At 52.1% G+C, this 25315-nt stretch carries 23 protein-coding genes; 8 read left to right on the forward strand and 15 right to left on the reverse strand.

The annotated features are described in order from the left end of the window. The first annotated feature begins 238 nt into the window (after nt 1–238). Nucleotides 239–1963 (forward strand): phosphatase PAP2 family protein, encoded by a 1725-nt coding sequence (locus EKM84_RS03215; RefSeq protein ID WP_125763598.1) that lies wholly within the window; start codon nt 239–241, stop codon nt 1961–1963. Between the two features lie 69 nt (nt 1964–2032). On the opposite strand, the gene EKM84_RS03220 is transcribed toward EKM84_RS03215, so the two are convergent. The 4 genes from EKM84_RS03220 to EKM84_RS03235 form a co-directional block, all read right to left on the reverse strand. Next, nucleotides 2033–3802 (reverse strand): ABC transporter ATP-binding protein, encoded by a 1770-nt coding sequence (locus tag EKM84_RS03220; RefSeq protein WP_125763600.1) that lies wholly within the window; start codon nt 3800–3802, stop codon nt 2033–2035. Between the two features lie 42 nt (nt 3803–3844). After that, nucleotides 3845–4375, reverse strand: a complete 531-nt coding sequence (locus EKM84_RS03225; RefSeq protein WP_125763602.1) for a MarR family winged helix-turn-helix transcriptional regulator — start codon at nt 4373–4375, stop codon at nt 3845–3847. A gap of 158 nt (nt 4376–4533) precedes the next feature. After that, nucleotides 4534–4887, reverse strand: coding sequence for a VOC family protein (locus EKM84_RS03230; protein ID WP_125763604.1), 354 nt, complete (start codon nt 4885–4887; stop codon nt 4534–4536). Between the two features lie 274 nt (nt 4888–5161). Beyond that, a complete protein-coding gene (locus EKM84_RS03235; protein WP_125763606.1) occupies nt 5162–5605 on the reverse strand; it encodes a VOC family protein in 444 nt (147 codons plus the stop codon). A 136-nt stretch (nt 5606–5741) separates the two neighbouring features. Between EKM84_RS03235 and EKM84_RS03240 the strand changes: the two genes are divergently transcribed. Next, a complete protein-coding gene (locus tag EKM84_RS03240) occupies nt 5742–6458 on the forward strand; it encodes a sulfite exporter TauE/SafE family protein (RefSeq protein WP_125763608.1) in 717 nt (238 codons plus the stop codon). 56 nt (nt 6459–6514) lie between these two features. Here the strand turns inward: EKM84_RS03240 and EKM84_RS03245 are convergent, their stop codons facing one another. Next, the gene (locus tag EKM84_RS03245) at nt 6515–7903 is read right to left on the reverse strand and encodes an MDR family MFS transporter (protein ID WP_125763610.1); all 1389 of its coding nucleotides are present in this window, start codon (nt 7901–7903) and stop codon (nt 6515–6517) included. A 101-nt stretch (nt 7904–8004) separates the two neighbouring features. Between EKM84_RS03245 and EKM84_RS03250 the strand changes: the two genes are divergently transcribed. Together EKM84_RS03250 and EKM84_RS03255 are read left to right on the forward strand one after the other, a co-directional pair. Continuing rightward, nucleotides 8005–8439 carry a MarR family winged helix-turn-helix transcriptional regulator gene (locus tag EKM84_RS03250; protein WP_164511286.1) on the forward strand — a complete coding sequence of 145 codons (435 nt, stop codon included), beginning with the start codon at nt 8005–8007 and terminating at the stop codon, nt 8437–8439. Between the two features lie 142 nt (nt 8440–8581). Then, nucleotides 8582–10186: a DUF5776 domain-containing protein gene (locus EKM84_RS03255; protein ID WP_125763614.1), complete on the forward strand. Its 1605-nt coding sequence runs from the start codon at nt 8582–8584 to the stop codon at nt 10184–10186. 83 nt (nt 10187–10269) lie between these two features. Here EKM84_RS03255 and EKM84_RS03260 read toward each other — a convergent pair whose 3' ends face one another. From EKM84_RS03260 to argF, 10 genes are all read right to left on the reverse strand, one after another. Then, the gene (locus tag EKM84_RS03260) at nt 10270–11034 is read right to left on the reverse strand and encodes an ABC transporter permease (RefSeq protein WP_125763616.1); all 765 of its coding nucleotides are present in this window, start codon (nt 11032–11034) and stop codon (nt 10270–10272) included. Beyond that, on the reverse strand, nt 11027–11737 hold the full coding sequence (locus EKM84_RS03265; RefSeq protein WP_125763618.1) for an ATP-binding cassette domain-containing protein: 711 nt from the start codon (nt 11735–11737) through the stop codon (nt 11027–11029). The genes EKM84_RS03260 and EKM84_RS03265 overlap by 8 nt, the downstream gene beginning before the upstream one ends. Then, complete coding sequence (locus EKM84_RS03270; RefSeq protein ID WP_125763620.1) at nt 11715–12104, reverse strand: GntR family transcriptional regulator; 390 nt, start codon at nt 12102–12104, stop codon at nt 11715–11717. The genes EKM84_RS03265 and EKM84_RS03270 overlap by 23 nt, the downstream gene beginning before the upstream one ends. An 830-nt stretch (nt 12105–12934) precedes the next feature. Continuing rightward, nucleotides 12935–14350: an NAD(P)(+) transhydrogenase (Re/Si-specific) subunit beta gene (locus tag EKM84_RS03275; RefSeq protein WP_125763622.1), complete on the reverse strand. Its 1416-nt coding sequence runs from the start codon at nt 14348–14350 to the stop codon at nt 12935–12937. After that, nucleotides 14347–14661, reverse strand: a complete 315-nt coding sequence (locus EKM84_RS03280) for an NAD(P) transhydrogenase subunit alpha (RefSeq protein WP_125575806.1) — start codon at nt 14659–14661, stop codon at nt 14347–14349. Before EKM84_RS03280 ends, EKM84_RS03275 begins: the two co-directional genes overlap by 4 nt. A 2-nt stretch (nt 14662–14663) precedes the next feature. Continuing rightward, on the reverse strand, nt 14664–15863 hold the full coding sequence (locus EKM84_RS03285) for an NAD(P) transhydrogenase subunit alpha (protein ID WP_125763624.1): 1200 nt from the start codon (nt 15861–15863) through the stop codon (nt 14664–14666). 598 nt (nt 15864–16461) lie between these two features. Further along, nucleotides 16462–17130 carry a hypothetical protein gene (locus EKM84_RS03290; protein WP_125763626.1) on the reverse strand — a complete coding sequence of 223 codons (669 nt, stop codon included), beginning with the start codon at nt 17128–17130 and terminating at the stop codon, nt 16462–16464. Between the two features lie 255 nt (nt 17131–17385). Further along, nucleotides 17386–18936 (reverse strand): YfcC family protein, encoded by a 1551-nt coding sequence (locus tag EKM84_RS03295; RefSeq protein WP_125763628.1) that lies wholly within the window; start codon nt 18934–18936, stop codon nt 17386–17388. A 108-nt stretch (nt 18937–19044) separates the two neighbouring features. Then, nucleotides 19045–19974, reverse strand: a complete 930-nt coding sequence (gene arcC, locus EKM84_RS03300) for a carbamate kinase (RefSeq protein ID WP_125763630.1) — start codon at nt 19972–19974, stop codon at nt 19045–19047. Between the two features lie 14 nt (nt 19975–19988). Beyond that, entirely contained in the window at nt 19989–20987 is a 999-nt protein-coding gene (gene argF / locus EKM84_RS03305) for an ornithine carbamoyltransferase (RefSeq protein WP_125763632.1), read from the reverse strand. Between the two features lie 108 nt (nt 20988–21095). On the opposite strand from argF, the gene EKM84_RS03310 reads away from it, so the two are divergent. From EKM84_RS03310 to EKM84_RS03325, 4 genes are all read left to right on the forward strand, one after another. Beyond that, nucleotides 21096–22391, forward strand: coding sequence for a sensor histidine kinase (locus EKM84_RS03310; RefSeq protein ID WP_125763634.1), 1296 nt, complete (start codon nt 21096–21098; stop codon nt 22389–22391). After that, a complete protein-coding gene (locus EKM84_RS03315; protein ID WP_125763637.1) occupies nt 22391–23224 on the forward strand; it encodes a DNA-binding domain-containing protein in 834 nt (277 codons plus the stop codon). Before EKM84_RS03310 ends, EKM84_RS03315 begins: the two co-directional genes overlap by 1 nt. A 552-nt stretch (nt 23225–23776) precedes the next feature. Continuing rightward, on the forward strand, nt 23777–24748 hold the full coding sequence (locus tag EKM84_RS03320) for a serine hydrolase (RefSeq protein ID WP_225418123.1): 972 nt from the start codon (nt 23777–23779) through the stop codon (nt 24746–24748). Between the two features lie 194 nt (nt 24749–24942). Continuing rightward, nucleotides 24943–25314 (forward strand): cupredoxin domain-containing protein, encoded by a 372-nt coding sequence (locus EKM84_RS03325; RefSeq protein ID WP_125763640.1) that lies wholly within the window; start codon nt 24943–24945, stop codon nt 25312–25314. Nucleotide 25315 lies beyond the last annotated feature (1 nt).

A 25315-nucleotide genomic window follows, 5' to 3' on the forward strand; every position in this document is an offset into this window, starting at 1 on the left:
AACGGCAAAATGACAGTAAAGTGAATCGCTTTCATTTGACCCCCCAAGACATCCTACCCCATAATTAGTTAAATCACTTGCTTTACCGGTCTAAAACGAACGCTATGTATTGATTCCGTATGCTTTCTGTATCATTTTCATTAACCCTACTGACTTTGTAAACTAGGTCGGTTATGATGAAAACGTACCTGAAAGTTGAAAATGACTCGACACGTTCAAGATGAAAGGCGGAATTTTCATGAAAATGCGAACACGCACCTGGACCCGCAAAGCAGCCGCGATGATTTCTCTCGCAGCCGTCACTTTACCCCTGATGACCACGGTCGCCCAAGCCAAAACGGTAACGGACAACCTGGCCCCACAAGCTGCGCCTTACGGCTACTTCGTGGACACGTACCAAGCCAACGTCAGCAAGAACACGACCCAGCAAAACAACCCGGTCGTGGGTGAAATGGCTGAATTCTCTACATATTGGGCAGACGGCAAGAAGTTAAATGAAGGCCTGCTGGCTCAAAACGTGGCCAAGGCTGCCGATATCACCCAGCACAGAAACGATGCCGAGGCCGAACGGTCCTACCTCACCGACCGGCGGGACCTGCGCTACAATCTGATTTCCGGCTTAGGGCCTTACGCCACCGCCTTCGTCAAGAACGCCGACGCTCAAACCGATTTCACCTCGATGCCGAGCGAACCACTTCCCGCTAACGCCCCTTACAGTAAGGTCAACTGGGCCTCTACGACCTCAACGCTGGGGCCCCTGGTCCAACTCGTGAACACCACGGCCCGCTCACCATTCTCTGGGACCGGGGTCGTCAAGCACGTGGTGAAGTACGTCCGGCCTTACCGCCAGAGTGATCAAGTGAAAGTCGTGCCTGCCCTGTCTAAGGTCATGGCTGCTGCCAAGGCTGACGACTACGACTTCCCTAGCGGTCACACAACTGCCGCATTTGAAAGTGGGTTGACACTGGCCTACGCCGTGCCTGAACGGTTCCAAGAACTGCTGACCCGTTCCTCCGAAGTTGGTTACGACCGGGTTCTGGCTGGCCGGCACTCCCCACTCGCCGTTATGGGTGGCCGGATGGTCGGGACGGCCATGACCGCCGCAACCTTGAACGATAGCAACAACCGCGACCTCATGAAGCAAGCTTACCAAGTAGCGCACTCTGATGCCCTGCTCGGTAGCAAGGACACGACCGCCACAGATACCTTCAGCGATTACCAAACGAACCGTGACGCCTACCGTTTCCGGATGACTTACGGCTTCAACCAAACCGGTGACACGACCCAAGCGATGCGTGTGCCGAAGGGTGCCGAAGTTCTGCTGGCCACTCGCCTGCCTTACTTAAGCGATACCCAACGCCGCGACGTGCTCTACACGACTGGGATGCCTTCTGGATACCCCGTGATGGACGACGCTGAGGGATGGGGCCGCTTAGACCTCTTCTCCGCCGCCAATGGTTATGGCGCCTTGAACGACAACGTCACCGTCAATATGGATGCCAAGCAAGGCGGTTTCAACGCCAAGGACAACTGGCGTAACGATATTGCCGGTCAGGGTCAATTGACCAAGCAAGGATCCGGTCGCCTGATTCTGAGCGGTCACAACAGCTTCAACGGCACGACCTTGAAGGCCGGCACGTTGGAACTCGCAAATGCCACCGCAGCCGGTACGGGTAACGTCAAACTGGCCGGTGGTGTGCTGCAACTCAGCACGGCCAAAGTCACTGTTAAAGGCAACTACCAACAAAAGGCTGGTCAACTGAAACTGGCCCGCAACGCCCACGTCACCATCAAGAAGACCGCCAAATTGGGTGGCACTTTGAAGCTGACCAAGGGTAGCCTCAAGAGCGGTACCAAGCTCCTGACTTTCCACAAACGGACGGGTAAGTTCACCCACGTTTCCGGCTTGCCTAAGGGCTGGCACATCAGCTACACCAAGCACGCCGTTAAACTCGTTAAGTAGTTTTATCCAAGCATGACAAAGGGACCGCAATGACTGGTATCGGCCAGTTGTTGCGGTCCCTTTTGTTGTCTATTCTTTAAATTGAATCCGAACGTAATCCCGGTAAATCGGTAAGCTAGCCATCAGTTCCTGGTGCGTCCCGTTACCACTAATGTGACCGTCCTCCACGAAGTAGATGTTATCCGCGTCCACAATGGTACTCAACCGGTGGGCAATGATCAGTGTGGTCCGGCCCTTCATCAGTTCCGTCAATGCCTGTTGGACCATGGCTTCGGACTCGGAGTCCAAGCTCGCCGTGGCCTCATCCAACAATAAGATCTTCGGGTCTCGCAGGAAGGCGCGGGCAATCGCCAGCCGTTGGCGTTGACCACCACTCACCTTGACGCCCCGTTCACCCACCTGAGTGTCCAGATTGTCTGCCATGTTGTGGACAAAACCATCCGCGGAAGCCAACTGTAAGACGTGCCAGAGTTCGTCGTCGCTATAGCTCTGGTCCGCCCCATAGGTCAGGTTATGCCGGATGGTCCCCGCCATGATGGCCGAGTCCTGACTGACATACCCAATTTGAGACCGCCAATCGCTCAGGTTAAACGCCTCAACATCCTCGCCGCCAATGGTGACCCGCCCCTGTTGTGGGTGGTAGTAGCGTTCAATCATCCCAAAGATGGTCGACTTCCCGCCACCGGACGGCCCCGCGAAGGCCACGACCGTGTTGGGTTTCGCTTCAAAATTCACGTCCCGCAAAACCGGTTGACCGTCATCTTCGTAGGCAAAGTCCACGTGTTCCATAGCCAAGGTCTGGTCAGTCACGGACTGAGTTGGCCCACTGGTCAGGCGTTCTTCCGGTTCTGCCAGCAAGTCCCGAACCCGTTCGGTCGAGCCATTGGCCTTGGACAGGTCCGTAAAGAACCGGGCCAAGGTACCGGCTGGGCCGATGATTTGAAAGAGGTACATCAGGAAGGAAAACATGGTCCCCATCGTCATGGTGCCGGCCGATACCCGCGCAGCCGCGTAGGCCAGGACCCCGACAAAGACCGCCAGCATGGCCGCCGTCATGGCGGGACCCGCGATGGAATCGTAAATGGCCTCCTTCAGTCCAATGCGGTACAGGTCATTGATCTGGGTCGCCCCATTTTGCGTTTCGTACCCCTCAGCATTGGACGACTTCACCAGCCGAATCTCACTCAGTGTTTCGTCCGTGGCACCGCTAAACGTGGCCATAGCGTCCTGCCGTTGATGGCCGATTTTCCCAGACTGCCGCATGATGGGGAACATCACCAGCATGACGACGGGCACGGCGACGAACATGATGGTCGTCATCCGCCAATCCATCAGGGCCATAATTACTAGTGCCCCCACTAGTTGGAGTAAAGAAGTGACCATCTGGGGAAACGAATTGGCCAGCAGATTTTTGATCTGCATGGTATCGTTGACCAGCCGCGAGGTCATCTCCCCGGTCTTCACGTTGTCAAAGTAGCTGACCCGTAACCGAACTAACTTTTGCCATAAGGTCTCACGTAACCGGGCCACGACATTTTCACCAAAGAACCCCAGGAGCGCGCCGGAAATGGCACTCACAACCGCACTCACAATAAATAACACGATCACCATTATCAGCATGGGCTTGTTCAGTGCATGACCCAGTCCGTTGATTAAAGATTGTGCCAGTTTGGGCACCGCTAACTGTGCGCCCGTGGCCAACAAGCCTAGGAACAGGCCGACCCATAACTGCCAATACTTCGGCTTCGTTTGCCGAATCAAGTGTAAAAATCCTTTGATATCAAACTTGCCAGTCGGCCGTTTGCGGGCGGTCGCCGGTGCTGCCATTCTGTGTTCCATCTCTCTTATGCCTCCAGCACTCTATTAATTAGCGACGATTGCTTACCAGCGGGGCCGCTGTCCCATGGGTCCCATACCGCGGTGGGGCCAGTTGTGATGATTAGGCATGAACTCATCCAGTTTCAAATCGCCCACGTGGTGCGTCACCTTCGTCAGTAGGTCACGCAGTTGCGTTTGTTCTTCATCGGATAAACTGCCAAATAACTTTTCGGACCAATCGTCGACGCGTTCATCATATTGGTCAAACATCTGGCGCCCCTGGTCGGTCAATTTAACAATGACGGCCCGCTTGTCGTTTTCACTCGGCACCCGTTCCGCCAGTCCGGCATCCGCTAACTTACTGATGCCAGCACTGACGGAACTGGGTCGGATATCTAGCATTTCGGCAATATCCGCATTGGTCAGTCCATTCTTGGCCTGATACAACAGGTGGAGTAGGCGCATTTGACCGCCCCGGCCACCAGGTCCCCCGTGACCGCCCATCCCCGGCTGATGCCCCACGGACATGATGAAAGCTCGGTTCTGTAATAACTTGCCAAACGTTTGCATTAACTCACGACTTTTTTCACTCATCGAAAATGCCTCCTCGTTCTTGATGGAAATTATATTATCACGATAGTTAGCTTTTGTAAACTAAAGCTAACTATTTTTGAACTATTTATTTTTCCGGGGCAACACAAAAGGCCGTCCACGTACGGGCGACCTTGAAATTTACGATTACATTTGCATGCCTAAGCCTTGCCCACGGCAAAATACGTGCCCTCGGGATCTGGAAATCCAAAAGCCAGTTGACCGTTGTCATCTACAATCGGCGTGGCGCCCGCCAACTGCTCATGTAACGTCTCAAAGTTCTCACTGAAGAACATGAGTGACGGGACGTTGTCGAGCACCTCTGGCGAATGGGCTTGAATAAACGCCCGTGAGAAGAACGAGAGCTCGGTCCCCGCGTTCATCTGGAGGACAACGTTCTGTGAACCATCGGCCAACTCATTTGTGGCGACTAATGGCAGGTCAAAGGTCTCCTGCCAAAATTGAACGACTCGGTCAACATCTTTTACGTACAGCATAATTCGGGTTTTATTCATCAGCCCACGTCCTTCATTTTTGATTATTCTCAGTCTACCCTAGCGCCGAATCAAAAACAATTTAGACAACTTGCCAAATAACCCTAGCTATTCCACCACAAAACAGTTATGATGGGTTATGCAGGTTTGCGCCTGCCTAGTTGCTCTGTACATTCCAGATGTAACCTATGGATCAACTAGTTGCCCTCATCTCGGATTGATGAGGGCTTTTTTGTACGCTCATTTAAAAACGCCAGCGAGGTCATCCCTCACTGGCGTCATTTAGTCGTTAAGCTTAGCGATTCCACGGTGCACTGTTAAAAATCCAGAACACGCCATACCGATCAATCACGGTGCCCATCTTATTGCCCCAGAACTGCGTCTTGTACGGCACCTTCACGGTCACTTGCCGCGAGGCCACGACCCGTTGATACAGCTTGAGCAAGGCCGCTTCGGCTGTCGGGTCCTGACTATTGATATCCAGCATGACCGACACCTGATTGGAGGCCTGTGGCTGGTCGCCCGAAGCATCCGAGAAGCAGAAATTCAGGTCCATGATCTTGAACCCGCCGTAAATCGTGATGTCGGCCAAGTTCGTGTCCGGCGGGAGGTTCAACGCCTGGGCCTGTTGTTGATCCGGACTCAGCCGGTAAACCTCGGTCGCCCCCAAAAACATCTTGGTAGTAGGCAACGGCCTCTTTCGCGTTGGCAAAGGAAAAATATGGTGTGGTTCTGGCATCCATCGTGAACATCTCCTTAATCGTCTTAACTTCATTAAACGAGTTGCCCGCCAAACTGTCAAGCAACATTAAGTATTGACAGCTAACCCCATTTCGGCCAAACTAAACAGTGACTTAACAAAGGAGGCACTCCCGTTGGCTTGGCTCATCGTTTTATTCGCGGGCTTTTGTGGTGGCTTGGTCCAAGGCCTGACTGGCTTTGGCGCCGTCATCATCATGATGATTTTTCTACCAAATATTCTGCCCATCGACCAAAGTGCCGGGGTGGCCGGCCTAATGATGCTCGGCAGCGTCATCACCCTGGTCTATCGCAACCGCCATGAGATTCGACTACCCCGCATCATTATCCCCTTCCTGGTTTACGCCAGCGTGGCGACCTGGTCGGTACATCTCGGCCACGTCCTCGACGTCCACCTCTTGCGGATATTGCTGGGTGGCCTGTTAGTCGCCCTTTCCATCTACTTTACCTTCAGCAAGCGGCAGAGTGACAGCCAGTATCCCTGGTTCATCGCCGGCATGTTCATGATCATCTCGGGTTTTTTCAACGGCCTGTTTGGGATTGGCGGCCCGCTGATGGCCCTCTATTTTCTCTCCAAGGCCCATTCGATGTCCCAGTACCTGGCGGACCTCCAGACCTTTTTCCTGATTGACACCTTCTACATCACCAGTCTGCGGGTGGCCAGTGGCATCGTGACCCTCCACCTGGTGCCCCTGATTCTGATTGGCATGGTCGGCGCCATCACCGGGACCATGATTGCCGCTCACCTGCTGAACCGCCTGAACGTGGTGACCATGAAACGCTTGATTTACGTGTTTATTGGTCTCAGTGGGTTATATTACTTATTCATTTAAACTAAAAGGAAGCAGCCAGCGCGGTTGCTTCCTTTTTTCAAACGAAAAAGCCCGACCTAGTCGGATTCGACCGGATCAAGCTTCGTAGACTTTTTCAATTGACGGGCCAGCAACCAGCAAACGAAGACCATCCCCGTCGACAGCAGGTAACTGAACTTGATGCCGACCAGCTGGCTGTTCATCGACCAGTGAATGTGGCTGGTGCTGGTCAGACTGATGATGGCCACCAGGAGCGCCGTTCCAAACGAGGCCGCCACCTGCCGCAACGTGTTATAGACCGCGACGCCATCAGGAATCATCTGCAACGGCAACATCGACCAGGCGTGCGTCTGAATCGGAATCAGGACTAAGACCAGGCCTAATTGCCGAATTGTTTGCCCCGCGACCACGTAGGCCATCGAGGCGTGACTCCCCGTGGCGCTCAACATCAGTGAGCCACTCATGTCGATGGTCAGGCCAATCATGACCATCCGCCGGAAGTTATACTTATCATAGAATCGTCCACTCAGTGGGGAAATGATGGCCGTGCAGACCGACCCGGGTAGGAGTGTCAGCCCCGAGACGAAGGCGCTTTGGTGGAACACATTTTGGACCAGCACCGGAATGATGATGGCATTGCCGTACATCGTGACCATCAGTAACATGTTGATGATCAGTGGTAAATTAAATTGGCGATAACGGAACACGTGTAAATTTAATAACGGGTAGCGCTTGGTCCACTGGCACTTGACGAACAGGCCCAGCAGGATCACGCCGGCCACCAGGGGCACGACGCCCTTCAGCGACCAGAATGCCGTCTCGCCAACGTTGGAGAAGCTATAGAGGGCTAACGTCAAGCCGAACCCAGACAACAACAGGCCCGTTCGGTCGAGCCGTTGCTTGTGGAGCTCCCCCACGTTGCGCAAGAATTTAGGCGCCAAAATAACGTCGACCAACATTAATGGCAGCGTCAGACCAAATAAGTATTGCCAGCTCAGGTGCGTCAGGATGACCCCCGCCACGGTGGGCCCGAGGACCGGTGCTAGGTTCAGCGCCAGCCCGACGATGCCCATCGCCGCGCCCCGTTCACTGGGCTTGGTCGAGGTCATGACGACCACGTTGACCAGCGGAATGATGATGCCGGCCCCCAACGCTTGAATCATCCGGCCAATGATCAGGATGGGATAGATTGGTGCTGTGGCCCCAATCAGGGAGCCGATGATGAAGATCAGCGACGCCGTTAAGTACAGTTGCCGCGTGGTGTAGCGTTTGATCAGGTACGCCGTGGTCGGAATCATTAGGGCATTAATCAGTAAATACCCGTTGTTGAGCCATTGTCCCTGGGCGGTCGTAATGTGAAACGCCCGCATGATAGCGGGTAAGGCGGTGGACATCAGCGTCTGGTTCAGCACGCTGAGTAACGCCCCCACCATGATGAGGCTAAAGGAGAAGCGGTTCTTATGCATATGTAAGTCAAACGACCTTCCGGAGAATTTAGTTGACAAAAGCAACTTATCTAATCATAATGGCGATAGTTGCCTTTGTCAACTACAGAAGGAGCCTTGCCATGAATAATGAAGCCATTACCCAAATTCGGGCATTCGACCGTTTCTATACCCGAATCTTTCACCTCGCCGATAAGTACCACCTCAAAACAAATTTAACCCTGCTTGAAGCCCGCATCCTCTTAGAAATCGGGGAACACCACCGCGACACCGCCAGCCTCCTGATCCAGGAACTGACCGTGGACAAGGGCTATCTCAGCCGGGTCCTCAAGCGGTTGGTCGAGCAGGACTTACTCCGCCAAACCCCGGACGAAACCGACAAACGGGCCAAGCGCCTGTCGCTGACCCCCACCGGCCAGGAACAATTGGCTCTGTTGAATCAGCGAGCCGACGACCAGGTCGCCACCCTCTTCGCTGGCCTATCCGCGGTGGAAACCCAGCAGCTGCTGGCCGCCATGCAATACGTGGAAGACCACGTCCACTTACCCCAAGACTAGTAAAAGCCCCTGAACGTTGCCGATCACTCGGTCGTTCAGGGGCTTTTAATCAGGATATTCCCGAAAACAGCGTGCAATTCGACAAAACACGACTATACTAAATGAATGTATAAATCATTTAAGCATTCAAGGGAGTGAGTCGATGTATTTAAAAAGGGGATTATTTATTGGCGTTGCTACATTGGGACTGGGGCTAGTGGGTGCCAGCATCCCAGGAAACATGTCACCAAGAACCCAAATTACCGCCCATGCTGATGACAGCACTGAAAAACAAGAGGCTATTACCTTATCTCTTGTTTTTCCAAGTGGCGATTCCATGAATCCCGGTGCCTATATGACTGAGGCCGATCGAGGAAAGATAACCTATGGCGAACTCCTAGCTAGCTATGAAAGTCACAATCAAACGTTACCTGGGGGCATAACTGCAGAACTCCAAGCCATCAGTAATATCGAATCTCAAATTTGGACACCAGAACAGGCAGGCAAGGTTGTGATTTTCGCTCAGACACCGACACTGACTATTGCAAAACTTACGGAAGCACAAATAGAAGATGGTATTACAACCGAAGCTAGAATACTAAATAGTTTTATGCCATGGATGGTAGACTCAAGTACACATACAAAACGTCTGTTTAACAAAGAGACATTTAAAGCTTCTGGAGAAGAAACTGCTGAGTTCGCTGGAACCGCCGCTGACTCAGTAGTCGTCAACTACACTTTACCGGTAGAACCAATTGACACCACAATGAAAATCACTTATAAAATGGCCGACGGTACCAAGCTACCAACTGAGGTCACCAGCCTTGCCGACAGCAACACCAGTGCCGATGGCAAAGCAGTAACAAAGATTATTTCTGGCTACAGCAAAGGAACCGACCCCGACGCTGAAACGTACTCAGATGCAAAATACCACTACCTGATTCCAGAAGTCCCTGGCTACGTTGCTGACAAAGACCAGGTCACTTTTGACAATAGTAAGCTAGACGCTGATGGTAACCAGGATGTTACCGTCACCTACGCCAAAACATCATCGTCATCAGGAAACACCTCTACAGCAACGACAACTGATCCTACGCCGAAGCAGACGACCGCTCCCACGTTCAAAGTCTATGGAAAACGTGCGCTCTATCGTTATACCAATCGTAACTTTAAAAAGTCTGAACGCGTACAGAACTATGCTAAAAAAGCAAAAATTTACGCACCAACCTTTACTGTTGTAGATACGCTAAAATCAGACGCCGGCAACCTGCGCTACCAGTTATCTGATGGCACTTACATTACCGCACAGCCCAGCTATGTGGCCAACGATTATTGGCAAGGTAAGCACTATACCAAGCTCTACGTGACAAATCCCAAGGGCATTAACACCTATGGCACCACTACCTTCAAGAACCCACTGAGCCACCTAAAGCAAAATCAGGCAGTCACTGTCACACAAGTTGTAAAGAAGGGCACTATGACCCGCTACGAACTGACGGACGGAACCTACATTACTGGTAATAAGCAATTTGTCAGCCCAACGAAGCCCACTACACCAACCCGCGTCAAGACCAAAACTAAGGTCCGGCTCTACCAAACTGTTGGCCTTAAACAGGTTCGCAAGACCTACAAAAAGGGAACCCTTATTACAATTAAAGGCTGGGACTACTCTCATGGGACGAACTATAGCTTAACCGGCACCAAGCGTTATCGCGTGGCTAATGGGTACATCACTGCTAACCCTAAGTTTGTTCAAGCCATGCATTAATCAATCGCCCATATCTATCTAACCAAAAATAGTGTCCTAATCGGAATTAACTGATTAGGACACTATTTATTTAAATTGACAGATTAATTTGGAATCGTTTCGACCCACTTCTTCAGCAGGAAGATGTTGATCACGGCCTCAATCACGGCGATGACCAGGATACCAACGATGTTAAGGATAAATTGTCCTTGCCCGCCCGTACTCATGATGCCACCGAGGTTATTGACCTCATGCAGCATGAAACCAGCGACCCGCACAACCAGGTAAATGACGACCACGTAGAGCACCACGTTGATGGCCCGGCGGCTCACATTTGGTAAGAAATTGTTCGTTGCGCTAACCACTAAGTGCACCAGTGAAATCGTGGTCCAGCCGAGAATCACCATCGCTAGTCCCATCAACAGCAAGCCAATGACAATCTTGCCGGCTTCCAGGTTCGTGTACTCTGGCCCGGTGATGCCATCCAAGATGCCCTTAATAAAATCGGCATCAATCGATGCGGTGATGGTGTAGAGCACCACCTGAACAATTCCGAAGTAGAGGTACATGACGAAGGAAGATAGCAGATTCGTGGTATATAATTTTGTCTCGCCAACCGGAATCAGTCGGTAAGTGTCGCGCGTATAAACGTGTTCGTTAGCGACTGACATCAAGATGAACACGGCAAGAAAGGCTGGCCCCGACCAGGACGCCGTGACGCCAAAGAATTCCCCGGAAGAAACTCCCCGTGTCGCCACGCTCCACAAGAGGGTGACCGCAATCACAGCCAGTTCCGCCAGAATCACCTTGCTGGTGGTCCGGAACCGGTCCTTACTCATCACTTTAAAAACTGACCCAAAACTAGTCATGCTTGACGCCCCCCTCGTATAAACTTTCGTAGTAAGCTTCGATACCAATGCCAAACTCCTCACGGATGGCGTCGCTTGGCTTGTGGGCATAAATTCCCTGGTCCTTAACGATGACCACTTCATCCAAGATTGGCGCAATTTCTGACACGTAATGGTCCGAGATGACCATGGTGGCGTCCTCTGGCTTCCATTTGATAATGCTACTGATAATCCGCTTCCGGCTCATGGAATCAATCCCGCTAAACGGTTCGTCCAGCAGGTACAACTGGGCTTGGCGCGCCAAGGTCAAGGCGATGACCACCTTTTCCTTCATCCCCTTGGACAACGCCCCCAGCTTCAGGCTGGTATCAATCTGTAAGAACGTGATCAGTTCTTCAAACCGCTGCCCATCAAAGTCTGGGTAGACCGTCCGGTAAAAATTCGCCACCCGGTCGATTCGTGTGTTGGACTTGAATCCCCGGAGCTGTTCCGTGAAACTGACGTGGCTCTTATGGTGCGCCACCACGCTGTCACCGCACACGGCAATCGTGCCAGCCCCCTTGGCGCTCCCCGTGATCAACCGCATCAAGGTCGTCTTCCCGGCACCGTTTTCCCCTAACAGGCCGACAATTTTCCCCGTCTCCAGGGTCAGGTCAACATCCTTCAAAATCGTTTTCAAGTTGTGCTTATAAGTTAATTGATTAATCGCTAACACGTTGGTCATCTCGCTGCCCCCTTTGTGCAATATATTGTTTCAAGCTCGCAATGATTTGTTCATCGGTTAAGTTCAGTGCGTGTAATTGTTCGTAGACCCGCTCCAACTGTTCCATGACTAACTGCTCCTTTAACTGGGTAATTCGTTGTTCATCCATGGTGACGAAATTCCCCTTTCCCCGTTGGGATTCGAGAATCCCCTCCGTGATCATTTCCCCGAGTGCCCGCTGCACGGTGTTGACGTTAACCGTCAAATCCACCGCCAACTGACGAACGGCCGGCAGCTTGTCCCCTGGCTTCAAAGCGCCGGTCATCATTTCATGATAAAGATAATTTTTAATTTGATAGTAAATCGGGACCTTATCATCAAACTTCATTTGTCCTGCCTCCCTAGTGTTCTATTTAACTATTACACTATAACATATAGGTCACTCGTTAGCAAGTCTCTGACGCCAAAATAATTCTGCGGACACAGTAAAAAGCGCGTCCCAACAGCCTTCGTCGTTAACAACGAATTTTGTTGAGACGTGCTCTTTCACCAAATTCGGGTGATTATTTTTAGCGAATCAAGCCAGCATAACTGCCTTCAGCAAACACTGAACATACCAGTCAAAGTAAACTGTCCGCTAACAGCCAACCCATCCGGACCAGCAGGATCACCAGTAGATTGCGGCCACCACAATGGAATAGTGAGACTACAATCAGGAGCCGGAGGAAGCCAGGACGGAGCCAGCTGTGTCGGTGATGTTAGACCAAGCGGTTTTTCTCGGCCTTACATCACGGGACGACTTTGGAAACTCGCGATTCTCAGCGAGGTTTCAAATCGAGGTGGGAGCCCGCCCCTCAGGCGGAAACCGGCCCCACAGCAGGCGTAGTCCTGGAAGCCGCAGGCGACAACATCCACAACCTCATCACCAAACCAACCGGAATCAGCAGGATCACCAGTAGATTGCGGCCACCACAATGGAATAGTGAAGCCACGACCAGGAGCCGGAGGAAGCCAGGACGGAGCCAGCTGTGTCGGTGATGTTAGACCAAGCGGTTTTTCTCGGCCTTACATCACGGGACGACTTTGGAAACTCGCGAACTTCAGCGAGGTTTCAAAGCGAGGTGGAGGACCGCTCCTCAGGCCGGAACCGTTCCCCACAGCAGGCGTAGTCCTGGAAGCCGCAGGCGGCCAGCATACCGCAATCTCGTCAGCAACTACTTATTCCAAATACTGTTTAGTAGCCGCCACAATCTCCTGGAGACCCTTCTTGGCGTCGGAGAAGAACATTTGCGTGTTGTCCATCGCAAACAGCGGGTTCTGCACCCCAGCGTACCCGGTACTCATGGAACGCTTGATGACGACTACGGACTTGGACTTGTCCACGTCCAGAATTGGCATCCCCGAAATGGCGTTGCCGCTTTCTCTGGCCAGTGGGTTCGTGACGTCGTTGGCCCCAATGACCAAGGACACATCGGTGCTTTCAAACATCGGGTTGGCGTCATCCAACTGCTTCATTTGCTCATAAGGCACGTTGACGTCGGCCAACAAGACGTTCATGTGCCCCGGCATCCGCCCAGCAACTGGGTGAATCGCGTAGTTCACGCTGATGCCTTGGTCGGTCAAAACCTTGGCCAACTCGGCCACTTCATGTTGGGCCTGTGCGGCGGCTAGACCATAGCCAGGCACAATCATGACGCTGTGGGCGTAGGCCAGCTGCAGGCCAATGTCGTCGGCAGAGGTTTCCTTCACGTCGACGGGCACGTCCGCTGCGGCCGCACCACTGTCGCTATCACCAGTCCCAAAGCCCCCAGCCAAGATATTGGCCACGGAGCGGTTCATGGCATCGGCCATTTGTAAGGTCAAAATGGTTCCGGCCGCCCCCACCAAGGCCCCGGCAATAATCAGGACTTGGTTGTTGATGACGAAGCCGGCAAAGGCCACAGCTAAACCCGTGAAGGCATTTAACAGCGAAACGACAACCGGCATGTCGGCCCCACCAATTGGCAAGGTCATCAGTAGGCCAAAGATTAAACTCATCGCCAATGCCAAGGTGACGTACCAGACGTTGGTCGTCAGCCCCATCATCAGGTAGGCGGAAGCCAGAATCGCGATGACCACAACGATATTTAATAATCGCGACCCCGGAAAACTAATCGGCTTCCCGGAAACGTGGCCGGAGAGCTTCCCGGTCGCAATCAGTGAGCCGGAAAAGGTGATGCCCCCGATGACCACGTCCAGAAAGACGGGCAGGGAGAAGGCCACGCTCAGACTGGCACCGTCGCCCTTTAACAGGTAATCGAAGATCCCAATCGTGGCGGCAGCCCCGCCACCCACGGCGTTGAACAGGCTGACCAGCTGTGGCACGTCGGTCATCGGTACCTTGCGTGCCTTGACGATCCCGTAAAGAATCCCCAGCGCCAGGCCGACTAGTAAGACGACCCAGCCAATTGCATCAATTTTACCTTCAATAATAATCGTCACAATAATCGTGATGACCGCGAGAAACATCCCCACGGCGGAGAGGCCGTTCCCCTTCCGCGCCGTCTTTGGCGAGCGCATCAGGTGGACCCCCAAGACGTAACAAACGGCGGAGACCAGATAGATTAAAGACGAAATTGTTTGTAGCGCACTCATTTCTGCTCAGCCTCCCCCTTCTTAGCAGCTGGCTTCCGGTCAAACATGCCCAACATCCGGTCAGTCACGGTGTACCCACCAGCCACGTTGACGGCCGCAAAGAAGGCACCCAGAAAAGCAAGAACATAAAATAACGCGCTGTTGGCCTCCGCCGCAATCACGAAAGCCCCCACGACAACGACGCCGTGAATGGCGTTAGCCCCGGACATCATGGGCGTTTGAAGGGTCGCGGGAATTTTACTCATGACTTCAAATCCCACTAACAGACTCAAGACAAAAATTGCTAAATTTGTAAATAATTCCTGACTCATGCCTAATCAACTCCTTTGGATTCAGTTGATTCTGCGGGTGATTCCGCTGGCTGGGCGGGCTCACGTGGGGGTAACTTCATCGCTTCACGCACCCGACTACTGATGATGTCACCCTGATAGGTGGCCAGTAGTTCGCCAACCACTTCGTCGTCCACGTCCAGCGCCAATTGGCCATCCTGGACGATGGCGTTCAGTACGGCCTGCACGTTCTTGGCAAACATATCGGAGGCCGAAGCGGGTAATTGACTGGCCATGTCGCCAGCCCCTACAATCTGGGCCTGTTGCGGCGTCGTCACGGTCTTGCCTGGTTGTGAACCGGCAACGTTGCCACCTAAGTCACTCGCCGCAAGGTCGATAAATAGGGTCCCCGCCTTGGCCGCGTCCACGGATTGCTGGGTAACCAGCAGTGGTGGTCGGCGTCCGGGCACTTGTGCCGTCGTGATGATGACATCGTTTTGGGCAATGAAGTCCGCTAGCTCGGCCTGTTGCTGCGCCGTCTCTTCTGGCGTCAAGGCCCGGGCATACCCGCCCTCACCGGTAGCGGAGACGGACGTGGTGAGGAACGTGGCGCCCAGTGATTCGACTTCCCCGCGAGAGGCTGGCCGAATGTCATAGCCAGATACCATGGCGCCGAGCCGTTTGGCGGTCCCAATAGCCTGCAGGCCGGCAACCCCGGTCCCTAAGACCAACACCTTGGTGGGTTTTGCCGTCCCGGCAGCCGTGATCATCATCGGTAAATACCGGGCGAATCGGTCGGCCGCGAGCAATGCCGCCTTGTACCCCGCGACACTGGCCTGCGAACTCAAGACATCCATGGTCTGAGCCCGTGAAACCGTTCGTGGCAACAATTCAAAGGCTAAGGCATTGACCTTTTTCGCCGCCAATTCTTTGACATAGTCCAAATCCGTTAGCGGTCGTAACAGGCCCAGTAACGTTTGCCCGGCCGTCAACTGGTCGACCACGTCAGCGCCGGGCTGGCCAATGGTCGCAATCACATCGGCGCCTTTGATGACGGCGCTTCGCTCACCAATCTTGGCTCCGGCCTGCTCGTAAACGGCATCCGGATAGAAGGACCGCGTTCCGGCCCCCGCTTCAATCAGTACTTGAAACTCACTCTTGACCAGCTTCCGTACCACTTCTGGTGAGAGGGCAACCCGGTTCTCCCCGGGCGCTTCCCGTAAAGCAGCAATCGTTAATGACATGCCACCCATCTCCTTTTGAGAATTCCTTCACAATCTCAGCATAGGCTTCTGCGAGGGCCAAAACAAGTTTGCCCCCCTTTATGAGACGGTTAATAAGTTGAACGTCCAACGCAATTTACCAGCTAGTCATTCACCATAAAAACCAGCTAGGACAACAAAAATGGCCACTCAGCATGATTGTGAGTGACCATTTTTGTCGGCGCAAATAAATTCAGTGAATGTCCTGACTTGCAAATAATCGTGAATTCTGATTTATCAGAACCGTCTAAAGCCTGGTAGATTTAGACTGATCTTGTTCAGTGAACACCAACAAAGTTGTGAGTTAAAGGCACGCCAAGCGTAGGGCTGGGAAAACTGGACCGGTTGTGGAAGTGACCAGAGGCGAGCCAAGGTGCCCGGCTGTGTCGATGGTCTTGGCTGGAGTCCTTTTCCAGCCTAGCCCATGGGACAACCTTTGAGACCGCTTTTCAGGCTCAAAGTTGAGGTGGAAGCCCGCCCTTCGGCTGGAACCGGCCCCATAGCAGGGCACCTTGAGCTCGCCGCCGGGAACGGACGCGACCAGGGCCAGTTTTCATCAGCCCGGAGGCCACGGCAGCGTTTAGCTCAGCCAACCATCCATTTCGAACTTCTTCATCTGGATGATTTCAGCAGCGACCGCCGTAACTTGCTTGACGGTTTGCACGTAACTATCCCCGGCCGTGGCGGCGGCAAACTGTTCTGACAGTGCCGTTACTTCAGCCTCGTCAAGCAGCCATTTCAAGGCGTCCTGTTGCGTTAAAATCAGGAACAGATTACTGCCAGCCCGGGTCAGCTTGCCCGCCTGAATCTGGTCCTTGAGCGTGGTCAGAACCGCCTGTTTACTGGTCGCCGTAGGTTCGTAGATTACGTGGGGCTTCAAATTATTTTGAAAGAGCACCCGCTCCGTGGTCTGCTCCGCCAGCGTTTCTGCGCCGATGCCGTCGTAAATGGCGTTAACGATATCCCAGCTCGTCACCAATTTCAAAACCGTTTTCAACCGGTCATCCTGGGCAATATCGCTGGTCAACCGAATCCGGAATGAATTCAGGTATGCCGGCTGTTGATCCAAGTGGGCCTCGTCAGCCACAATCAGCCGGTCACCTTCTACCTGGAGAATCTCTTGGTCCAATAGGTCGAGGAGCGTCGCCAGCACAAAGTATGCCTGCGTGGTGAAGCGCGTCCGCAACGTGGGTTTTTGCCCAATATGTTCGGTTACTAGTAAAAAGTTTTTGGCGGTTGTGAGTGCCAAGTTGGTTCCCCCTTAGAAAATCTCGAAATTAAAGCCTACGAAGCGTTAGTATACCACACGTTTGCCGGGTCTCAGCTGTTTTTCGGATAGATAGTGTTCCTAGCGCCACCAATTTAACCGGAAAATGATTAAACCCCAATTTACCGATGACACAAAAGGACCGACCCGCAAGTCGATCCTCAGTTGCGTTAATCTTAATTGGTTCTAACTGCTTTACGCTCTGTGACAGTCGGTAACAGAAACTACATCACTGTTCTAGCTGAACAGCACTTCCATCACGAGGATGGCGCCACCAAAGAACAGGACAAACAGAACAACTGGCCAAACGAATTTGAACCAGTGCGAATACTTCATGTCCAGCATTTGCAGCGTTGCCATGACCAGACCGGTTGGGGCCAGGAACAGCATTGCGTATTGCCCGAATTGGTAAGCGGTAACCACGGCGAACCGGGGAATATCAACTGTATCGGCTAAGGGCGCAAAGATTGGCATGGCCAAAACAGCTAAACCAGAAGATGATGGCACGATGAATCCCAGAACGAAGAAGATCAGCATCATCACAATGATGAAGACGGACCCACTGACATGGGCAACCAGGTTCGAGGAGTATTGTAAAATCGTATCGGAAATCATCCCGTTGTTCATCACCAGGTTAATCCCACGAGCTAACCCAATGATCAATGACACCCCAACTAAACTTGCGGCCCCATTGGTGAAGGCATCAACCACACCCTTTTCACCGATACCATACTTACCAGTAGCGGTAATAAACATAATGATAATGGCAAAGAGTAGGAAGGAAGACGCCATGGTTGGGAACCACCAGCCCTGGGACATAACACCCCAGACCATGATAGGGAACGTCACCACGAACAAGACCAAGATGATCTTCTTACGCATCGTGAAGGCCGTGTTGGCCGTGTGCTCAGAGGAAACGGACCACATTTTATCAAAGGAACTCTTATCCTCATAGGAGTATGAGAATGACGGCGTGTCCTTAACCTTCTTGCTGTACCAGTGCAGGTAGGCAACGACGAAGGCCGCAGCCACCACCAACCCAGCGATCCGCCAAGTGATCCCTTCGGTAAAGTTAATCCCGGCAGCGTTAGACGCAATCACGACGGAGAACGGGTTAATCGTTGAGAAAGCGGTACCAATTGAACTCGACAGGAAGATTGCCCCCACACAGACGATGGAGTCGTAGCCCATCGCAATGAAGATCGGCACCAGAATCGGGTAGAAGGCCACCGCTTCTTCTTCAATCCCACACAACGTCCCACCAAGAACCATGAGAATGGAAACCATAAAAATCAGTAAGAACTCGTGCCCTTTCGTCTTCTTCGTCAACGCCATCAGGCCGGATTCAAAGGCCCCACTGGCCTTGACGACCCCAATCAGGCCCCCCAGAACGAAGATGAAGACCATGATGTCGACGGCCTCAATCGTCCCGTTGACCATACTCGTCGTAATGGCGCCGAGTCCGGCTGGCCGTTGCTTCAAGCGGTGATAGGTATTGGGAATCGAGACCGCCTGGGTGATTCCGCCAGACGTAAATTCTTTGATTTTAATCTTCACGCCCAACTTATCTAATTCCTGTTGGGTCGCTGGTACTTTAACGGTCTTACCAGCTGGACGAGAAATCTCCAGGTGGGAACCGCTATATGATAGCTTAGAATATGAACCGGCTGGAATCATGTAGGTTGCGAGCACGGCGACAATCGTCAAAATAAATAAGATGACGAACGCGCCGGGCATTTTCAATTTAAATCTTTTCTTCTTCGGTTTTGGTGCGACTGATGCATCCATTAATTTCACCCCTTAAGTGATTTTTAACGCCAAACGAAAAACGTGGTCCAAGAACGGGTGTCACCAACATCACCGTACGATTGGACCACGTTCCGTTAATTTAACTGATTAAGCTTTGATCAGCGTCCCGACCTTGCCAGCTAAGGCATCGTCGAGGTGATCCAGTGAGGTGATCAGTGCCGTGCGGCCGTTACCGGAAGCGACGAAGCTCAAGCAAGCTTCAATCTTAGGTAACATACTGCCTGGGGCAAACTGACCCTCGTCAATGTAACGTTGGGCGTCCTTGGTCGACAATTCACGCAAAGCCTTTTCATCTGGCTTGCCGTAGTTCACGTAAACGTCATCAACGGCGGTCAAGATGATCAGTTGTTCTGCGGAAATGTTGGCAGCCAATAAGGCACTCGAACGGTCCTTATCGATGACGGCTGGCACACCCTTCAGACCCTCGTCAGTTTCGATGACGGGCACCCCGCCACCACCACCGGCGATTACCAAGTTATCATTTTCAATCAAGTCATTGATACTCTTGATTTCAATGATAGACTTAGGAAGTGGGGATGGGACAACTTGACGGTAGCCCCGACCTGCATCTTCAACAAACGTGTAGCCCTTTTCAGCGGCAATCTTGTCAGCGTCTTCCTTACTGTAGAAAGAGCCAACTGGCTTGGATGGGTGATCAAAGGCGGCGTCATTTTGGTCAACTTCAATCTGGGTCACAACGGAAGCCACGTCCTTCTTGATGCCTTGACGGTGCAATTCGTTGTGCAGACTTTGTTGTAAGTGGTAGCCAATGTAACCTTGGCTCATCGCGCCACATTCTGGGAATGGGAAGGCCGCGCCTTGGCCATTTTCAGCGGCGTAGTTCATGCCTAAGTTAATCGCCCCAACTTGGGGACCGTTACCGTGGCTGATAACCACTTTGTTACCGGCAGCAACCAGGCCAATCAAGGACTTGGCGGTGTGCTTTACTAAATTTAATTGTTCTTCTGGTGATTTACCCAAAGCGTTTCCGCCTAAAGCAACAACGATTTTAGCCATATGTTATTCCCCCACTATTCGCCTAAGGTTGCAACCATGACAGCCTTGATGGTGTGCATCCGGTTTTCAGCTTCTTGGAAGACCACTGAAGCATCGCTTTCGAAGACTTCATCCGTAACTTCCATTTCAGTGATGCCAAACTTGTCAGCAATTTCCTTACCAACCTTGGTTTCAGCATTGTGGAATGAAGGCAGGCAGTGTTCGAAGATGACGTTAGCATTGCCCGTCTTGGCCATCATTTCGCTAGTGATTTGGTATGGTGAGAGTAACTTGATCCGTTCTGCCCAAACTGAGTCGGGTTCACCCATGGATACCCAAACGTCGGTGTATAAGACGTCAGAATCCTTAACCCCTTCGTCGATGTCGCTGGTGATTAAGATTTCAGCACCGGTCTTTGCGGCGATGGCGTTAACTTTGTCACGGAGTTCCTTGGTTGGGCGTAATTCCTTAGGGCAAACTAAGTGGAACGTCATCCCCATGATTGCGCCACCGATCATCAAGGCGTTGGCCACGTTGTTCCGGCCATCACCCACGTAAGTGAAGTGGATGTCGCTGTAGTTCTTCTTCAAAACTTCTTTAGCCGTCAAGAAGTCAGCTAAGACTTGGGTTGGGTGATCTTCATCGGTCAACCCGTTCCAAACAGGCACGCCTGAGTACTTGGCTAACGTTTCAACCGTCCGTTGAGAGAACCCACGATATTCAATTCCGTCGAACATCCCACCTAAAACGCGGGCAGTATCTTTGGCAGATTCCTTCTTACCCATTTGGGTCCCAGTAGGTCCTAAGTATGTAACTTGTGCGCCTTGGTCGTGGGCACCGACTTCAAAAGCACAACGGGTACGAGTTGAACTCTTTTCAAAGATTAAAGCAATGTTCTTACCAGCTAATTTTTGTTGTTCAGTCCCAGCGTACTTGGCCTTCTTCAAGTCTTCAGCTAATTGAAGTAAATAGCCCATTTCCTTAGGGGTGTAGTCCAATAAAGTTAAAAAGCTACGGTTACGAAGATTAAACATTGTGTGTTCCTCCTTTAGTTAATTACAGTTACTAGTATAGAAAGCGGTTTCATAGAACTTCAAAATGCTTCAAAACTTTGTTAAACTTTTTTCGAAGGAGCTCAAAATATGATGAAACAGTTCCATTTATACCGTCAGGAACGTTATCAACGGATTATCCTGGCCGCGATTTGCATTGCCCTAGCCTCGCAGGTGAATTTTCAAACCTACGCCCCCGGCTTCATTATTACGCTGTCCGTTTTCATTTTGCCGGTCATCCTGTACTTCAATAGTGACCTAAATCCCATTCAGTTGCTGGTGGCGGTTACGATTGCCTCACCGATTTTCAGAGGCCTGCTGTTATTCATCGGCCACGCCGTCGATCCGTACGACAACGTCATCTACATCCTCGCGGACATGGCGTTCTACATGTGTTACGGCATTCTCTACTACTTCTTGTACTGGCGCAAAACGGAACGGACCAACACCACCTTTTTCCTCACCATCGTGCTGTGCGATTACCTTTCCAACCTCTTAGAAGTTAGTTTGCTGACCGATTTCTCCCATTATACATACAGACTTTTTCAGATTTTATTTATCGCCGCCCTGGTCCGCAGCATTGTCAGCTGCCTCTTGGCCTTTCTCTACCACTACTTTAAACTGATGTTACGGGACGAAAAACACGAGCAGCGTTACTATCATTTCATCTGGGTGGCCTCGGCTGTCAACAGCGAAGTTTATTTCATGCGCAAGAACATCAGTGAAATCGAGAACGTCATGAAGAACGCCTACCTCTTGAACCAGGACCTCCAGCACACAGATATCGACAAGGCCGAGCAGGATAAGGCCTTACAGATTGCCCGGGACGTGCATGAAATTAAGAAAGACTACCAAAACGTGATTCGGGGGCTGGGCGATTACTTCAATGACGATGAAGATACCGCCATGCAACTGTCAGACATTCTAACCATTACGACTTCTTATATCCGGGAATCCATCAAGGCCAAGTTCCCACACGTCACCATTGAGGTCCACAACCACGTGGATCTCGTCATCCCCAACCACTATTACGTCGTGTCCATCCTGTCCAACCTGATTTTTAACAGCGTGGATGCCATGGAAAATCAGCCTTCCGGAACCGTCGTCGTCAGTGCCACCGACCGCGGTAACCACATCATCCTCAATGTTAGCGACAACGCCAGCGGGATGGACCAGGAAACGCTGTCGATGATCTTTCAGCCCGGCTTCACTACCAAGTTCAACGAGAACGGCGACGTTTACCGGGGAATTGGCCTGTCGCACGTGAAGATCATTGCCCAGGAACAGTTTGACGGCGACATCAACGTCACGTCCGAACTCGGCAAAGGCACCAATTTTGAAGTGACCCTCAGTAAGAAACGCTTAGAGCAGGAGGAAGAAGCCTAATGAATTTCTACATTGTTGACGACGACCCCTCGATTCCGATGATTTTACGCCAAATTTTGGAAAAGAACCCCGACAATACGGTGGTCGGCATCGCCCACGACGCGAAGAAGGCCCTGTCAGACATCATGATCATGGACGTCAACATCGTGTTGGCGGACCTCTTGATGCCGGGCATTTCTGGTATCGACCTGATCAAACAGCTCAAGGACCTGAAGCCCGACCTGCGTTCCATCATGATTTCTCAGGTCAAGGACAGCGACTTACGCGCCCAAGCCTACGAGGCCGGTATCGAATTTTTCATTGATAAACCCATCAACGTGATCGAAGTGAAAACGGTGGTCGAGAAGGTCGCCCAGAGCGTCCAAATGGCCACCAAGCTCAACAACATTCAATCGCTGGTCGGTGGCGGCGCCGTCACGGCCGCTCCCATGGTCGACCAGCATCAACACCAAAAGGAAAAGATTCTCTCGATTCTCCGGTTCCTGGGAATCACCTCGGAGGCCGGCTCGTCAGACATCTTAGCAATTGCTCAGGTCATGCTCGACCAAAACATCAGCTTCCGCGACATCGACTTCAATGCCACCTACCACATCGACGACCGCGAAAAGAAAATCATGTTCCAGCGCATCCGCCGCGCCATCAAGACCGGCCTGACCAACCTCGCCAACATCAGCCTAGACGGCATGGGCGACGAAATCGTGGTCGAGTACGCCAACACCCTCTACGAATACAAGAACGTCCGCAGTGAGATGCTCCTACTGGAGGGCACCCGGACTACTGGGGGGAAGACGTCTTTGAAGCGGTTCTTTGATGGGTTGGTGCAGGAGGTTTAGAGTGCGGAACGAGCCGCTTAGGTCCTGAGCATTAACGTCGACTAAGTGATGACCCTGGGCTTGGGTCATTGCTTAGTCGGGGTTAAGCGCAGGGACCTGGCTCGTGTAGCACGTTTCAGAAGCCGCAAGGTCCGGGATTGTTCCAGGAAGAACCAGTCAAACGATCTAAGAAAATAGAAAACCAACGGCAAGTCCCAGACCTAAACCAACGACGTTAAGCGCAGGAGTCTGGCTCGTGGAGCACGTTTCGGAAGCCGCAAGGTCCAGGATTGTTCCAGGAAGAACCAGTCCAACGACCTAAGAAAGTAAAGAGTCAACGGCAAGTCCCAGACCTTAACCAATGAAACTAACCGCACACAAAGCTGTTTTCAGACCCAACAAGCCCCCATCCAAACACCTCCCCCAAAAAGAATGGCCGCCGCCATTCTTTTTTAATCCCCCACTACCAAAACAATTACCTACCGTTATTTTCACGTGTACGCCATCGATATTTGGGCGTATAATTAAAAACATTAATTAGTTAGCCAGCCAAACCCTAGAGAAGTGAGATAGATGCCCATGAAACACGCCAAACGCCTCCCCATCAAAGATCTACTATTCAAGTACCGTATCGTTGTCATGCTGGGCGCCATTGTGGTCCTTGGTTTTACCGGCATCTTTAGTGTACAAGCACGCCAAAAGCAAGCCACGCCTCACGTCCAAGCTGATAAGCCAGCCACTAGCCGGCAGATCAGCGCGCAACAGCGACACGTCAAACGACAACTGCATACATATTTCAAGAAACTCACCGCCGATGGCACCACCAGCATCACCTTCTACAATCTGGGCGCCAACAAGGGGAGTCAGTCGGCCAAGTCAGCCGTCGCCAATCAATTCTACAAATCCGGTAAGCTAGCCACATCGGCCAATGCCCATACGCCAGAGGTTACCGCCAGCACCTACAAGATCTACATCGCGGCCTACCTTTTCCACCTGAGCAGCCAACAGGCCTACACCTGGACGCCGACGAATCAGGACGGCTTCCACCGGATGATTGTGAATAGTGACAACGACTTTCCCGAAGGTATCCTCGATACGTACGGCCTCGCTGGCATCAACGAGTACCTCGGCAGCGAGGGCCTCTACGCCCCCACCTTTGTCATGAACCAGGAATCGATGACTACGGCCGCCAGCCTGCAGAAGATGCTGGTCAAATTGGCGCGGGCAGATGCACCATTTAATAACGCCCATAATCGTCAATGGCTGCTATCCTTAATGAAGCAACAGGTTTACCGTGACGGGATTCCCGCCGGAGCGGCCGCTGCAACCAAGGGCACCCTCGTGGCGGATAAAGTCGGTTGGTTGGCCGATACCAACAACGACGCCGGCATCGTCACCCTGCCGAACGGGCAACGCTACGTGCTGGTCATCATGACCCACGGCCACGGTCAGACCGGCTTCACCGGGTTCCCCCGAATGGCTAAAATTACCAAGCACGTGCAGAAGCTCGTGTACAATCCGCAACTCGTTAAAAACTTAGAATAGGCTTTTTCTGAACGAGCAATCGCTGCACGACTGGCGATCTGCTCGTTTTTTCGTTTCATTTATTCCGCAATATTCCCCACCAAATATCTAATCTTGGCATACCGATTTTTTATCGTTGACAAATGTAAACGATGGCGGTATGCTTAATTCATCAATTAAGGATTACAGATGTAAACATAAAGGAGATCGCGCTCATGACAAAAATTTTAGTGCTTATCGTTGCCTTACTACTCATCGGATTTATCGCTTGGTGGTTCTTCGGCAAGCACACCACCGCCGCGGTTGACGCCGCCGTGACTGGTTCCAGCCAGGACGTTGGCGTTGAAGTCAGCGGTGGCTACTCCCCTAGCACCGTGGTCTTGAAGAAGGGCGTGCCCGCCACGCTCACGTTTAACCGGAAGGACCCCTCCAGTTGTTTGGAACAGGTCGTCTTCCCCGACTTCGGCATCAACGAATTTCTCCCGCAAAATGAAGCGCACGTCATCCCCATCGACACCAGCAAGCCTGGCGAATACGATTACGCGTGCGGTATGAACATGTTCCACGGCAAGGTAATTATCAAATAAA

This window comes from Levilactobacillus mulengensis, assembly GCF_003946045.1.
GTDB classification, from domain to species: domain Bacteria; phylum Bacillota; class Bacilli; order Lactobacillales; family Lactobacillaceae; genus Levilactobacillus; species Levilactobacillus mulengensis.